The 3,221-nt window shown below is 72.6% G+C and carries 2 protein-coding genes and 1 pseudogene; 2 read left to right on the top strand and 1 reads right to left on the bottom strand.

All coding sequences use genetic code 11. The features are described from left to right. A pseudogene (locus ON23_RS03630) lies at positions 1–513 on the top strand (methylmalonyl Co-A mutase-associated GTPase MeaB); the annotation flags it as partial. A gap of 19 nt (positions 514–532) precedes the next feature. Here ON23_RS03630 and ON23_RS03625 read toward each other — a convergent pair. Then, entirely contained in the window at positions 533–1,207 is a 675-nt protein-coding gene (locus tag ON23_RS03625) for a hemerythrin domain-containing protein (protein ID WP_039776347.1), read from the bottom strand. Between the two features lie 102 nt (positions 1,208–1,309). On the opposite strand from ON23_RS03625, the gene ON23_RS03620 reads away from it, so the two are divergent. After that, the coding region (locus ON23_RS03620; protein WP_039776350.1) for an ATP-binding protein at positions 1,310–3,221 on the top strand (1,912 nt) is incomplete at its 3' end.

Here is a 3,221-nt window from a genome sequence, read left to right as displayed (position 1 = left end):
CGGCTGCTCGCCGACCTCGGCTACGAGCGGATCCTGGTCGAGACGGTCGGGGTCGGGCAATCGGAGATCGAGGTCGCCGCGGTCGCCGATCCGACCGTGGTCATCCTGAATCCCGGTGCGGGAGATGCCATTCAAGCCGCCAAGGCGGGACTGCTGGAGGTCGCCGACATCCTCGTGGTGAACAAGGCCGACCGGCCCGGCGCCGACCGGACGGTGCGGGAACTGCGCGGCGAATCGTCGGCCCCCATCCTCACCCTCGTCGCCGAGAACGGCACCGGGATACCCGAACTGGCCCGGGCCATCGACGCGCACCAGCGCAACGACGACCCGGAACGACGAACCGCTCGCGCCCGCGTGCAGATCCTGTCGCTGGTGCACACCCGCGTGCGGAGCCACCCGGATCTGGACCGCCTCGCCGCGGACGTCGCCGCCGGGGCCCTGGATGCCTACACCGCCGCGCAACGGCTGGTTCCCCGGTCCGCCACCGTTCCGGCCCCTGCCATCCGGTGGTGAGCGCGCCGCGAGTGGTCGCTCACCACTCGGGATCGCTGCGGTAGATCGCGCGATACTCCCGGGCGAAACCGCGACGCCCGAGCACCCGCCACGCCAGGCGTGCCGCCGGCGGCATCTCCGCGAGAAGTTTGCGCCGCTGGGATGCGGACGCCGTGTACATCATGAAGCCGAGGAAGATCAGTTGGCGGTTCCTCGGCATCTGCGCGCGGCCGCGCTCGCCGAGAGCCCGCCACTCCGCGACGGTCATGACCTCCTCGACCACGGACAGGACCTGACGTTCCTCCTCGGCCAGGTGCTCGTCCAGCGCGGCGGCGAGCACACGCAGCGTTTCGGCGAGCCGGTCACGGACCGAAGCCGATGCGGCCGTGACGAATTCGCCCGCATCACGCCGCGCGCGCCGAATCAGCTCCGCGATGCGTTCGTGCTGTTCCTCCATGCGCAGTATCGCGCCGGCATGCATCGGGGCGCGTTCGAGCAGCAGCGGCCACATCAGCTCGTCCTCGCCGGTGTGATGCTCGTGCAGCCCGGTGCACAGCTCGTCCAGGAATGCCGCGGGCTGCCGGGCGCGCTCGACGTCGCCCGCATCGACGCGCGCGACCAGGCCGGGAAGCGCGCGGAAGTGGCTGCGAAAGGCGTTGTGCACGACGAGCATGTCGAAGGTGTCGGGGCGGGTGGGCGCGAGGGTGGTGGGCATGGCGGCTCCTGTCGGTGTCGAGGACTGCGACGAGGGTGGCGCCGGCCGCTTGCAGCCGACTCGAGACGCACTTGGCGGCTCCCGTCCTAGACTTTGCGCATCATGGTTCGGATTCGGGTCCTCGGAGCGCTGACCGCGTCGGACGAGCAGGGTGAACTCGATCTCGGCGGTCCGCGGCAACGCGGCGTGCTGGCCCGGCTGCTGGTCGCCCGGGGCGAGGTGGTACCGGTCGACCGGTTGATCGACGACCTGTGGCGGGGCGAGCCGCCGCCGCGGGCGCTGGGCTCGCTGCAGGCCTACATATCCAATCTGCGGCGGCTGCTGGAGCCCGAACGGGCGCCGCGCGCACCGGCGACGGTCCTGGTCAGCCGCGCCCCCGGATACGCGCTGCGGCTCGACACCGAGGCGGTCGATGCCTGGTTGTTCGGCGCGGAGTGGGATCTGGCCGCGCGGCAGACCGATCCGCAGCGGCGGCGCCGCGCCCTCGAGCAGGCGCTGGCACGCTGGCAGGGTCCCGCGTACGGGGCCTATGCGCAGGAGGCCTGGGCGGCCGCGGAGGCGGCGCGGCTCGAGGAGTTGCGGCTCAGTGCGCGCGAACAGCTGGCGGCGGCGCTGCTCGATCAGGAGGAACCCGCGCTGGCGGCGGCCGAAGCCGAAGTACTGACTCGCGAGCACCCGCTGCGTGAGGAGGCCTGGCGGCTCACCGCGCTGGCGCGTTATCGGGCCGGACGTCAAGCGGACGCACTCGCCACTCTGCGGCAGGCGCGCGAAATCCTCGCCGACGAACTCGGCATCGATCCCGGACCTGCCCTGACGCGATTGGAAGCCGACATTCTCGCGCAGCGAATCCCGGTGCAGGAGAAGGTGATCGCGGAGTCGCTGCCGCCGCGCGACCCGGCCACGGCGGCCACGGCGACGGCGACGGTACTGTTCGGCCGCGACGCCGAACTCGCCGCGCTGCATGGGGCCGCCCGGGGCGACGGACCACGGACGGCGACCGTGGCGGGTGAGGCGGGCAGCGGGAAAACCGCTCTGCTGCACCGTCTTCGCGACGACTTGCGCGACGGGGGATATCGCGTGGTGATCGGTCGCTGCCCGGAGGACGAGGCCGCCCCGTCGGCGTGGCCGTGGGTCGAGGTCCTGCGTGCCCTGGCCGGCGAACACGATCCGCGGGACCTGGCGCCCGCACTGGCGCCGCTGCTCACCGACGGCGCGGGGTCGGAACGGGCCGACCGCGCGCATGGTCGCTTCCTGCTGCACCGGGCGGTGATCGACTATCTCACCGCGGTCGCGCACGCGCGGCCGCTGGCGATCCTGCTCGACGACGCCCACCGCTGTGATGCCGAGACCGCGGCGCTGCTCGCCGCGGTGGCCACCCGGGCACCGGTCTTCACGGTGATCGGCTACCGGCCGGACGAGGTGCCGCCCGCGCTGGCCGATGCGCTGGCGAGCTCGGCGACCACCGTCGGTGTGCGAATCCGGTTGCGCGGGCTCGGGACCGCCGACAGTGCCCGGCTGGTCGGCGCTCTGCTCGGACGCGCACCCGCGGATCCGGTGGTGGCGACATTGCACGATCGCACCGGCGGCAATCCCTTCTACCTCATCGAGATCGCGCGCCTGTTGCAGAGCGAGGGCGAGCTGGTCGCGGCGTCCGAGGTCCCCGAAGGTGTGCGAGATGTGCTGCGCCGCAGGCTGTCCCGGCTTCCGGAGACGGCCGTATCCGTGTTGCGGCTGGCCGCGGTGATCGGCCGCGAGTTCGACCTCGGGGTTCTGGCGCGGGCCGCGGAGGTGGGGGAGGAGGAGGTGCTGGACGCGGTCGAGGCCGGAGTCGTCGCCGGGCTCCTGCACGAACCCGCCAGCGGGCGAGCACGTTTCGCCCACGTCCTGGTGCGGGACACGCTGCTGGGGGATCTGTCGCGGATCCGCCGCGACCGCTGGCATCGCCGCATCGGCGCCGCGATCGAGGAACTCGACCCGGCCGATCTCACCGCCCTCGCCTACCACTACGGGGAAT

Origin of the sequence: Nocardia cerradoensis NBRC 101014, assembly GCF_000308535.1 — a bacterium.
GTDB lineage: Bacteria > Actinomycetota > Actinomycetes > Mycobacteriales > Mycobacteriaceae > Nocardia > Nocardia cerradoensis.
The sequence above is the reverse complement of the archived record's forward strand: the minus strand, read 5'-3'. Positions and strand labels throughout refer to the sequence as shown.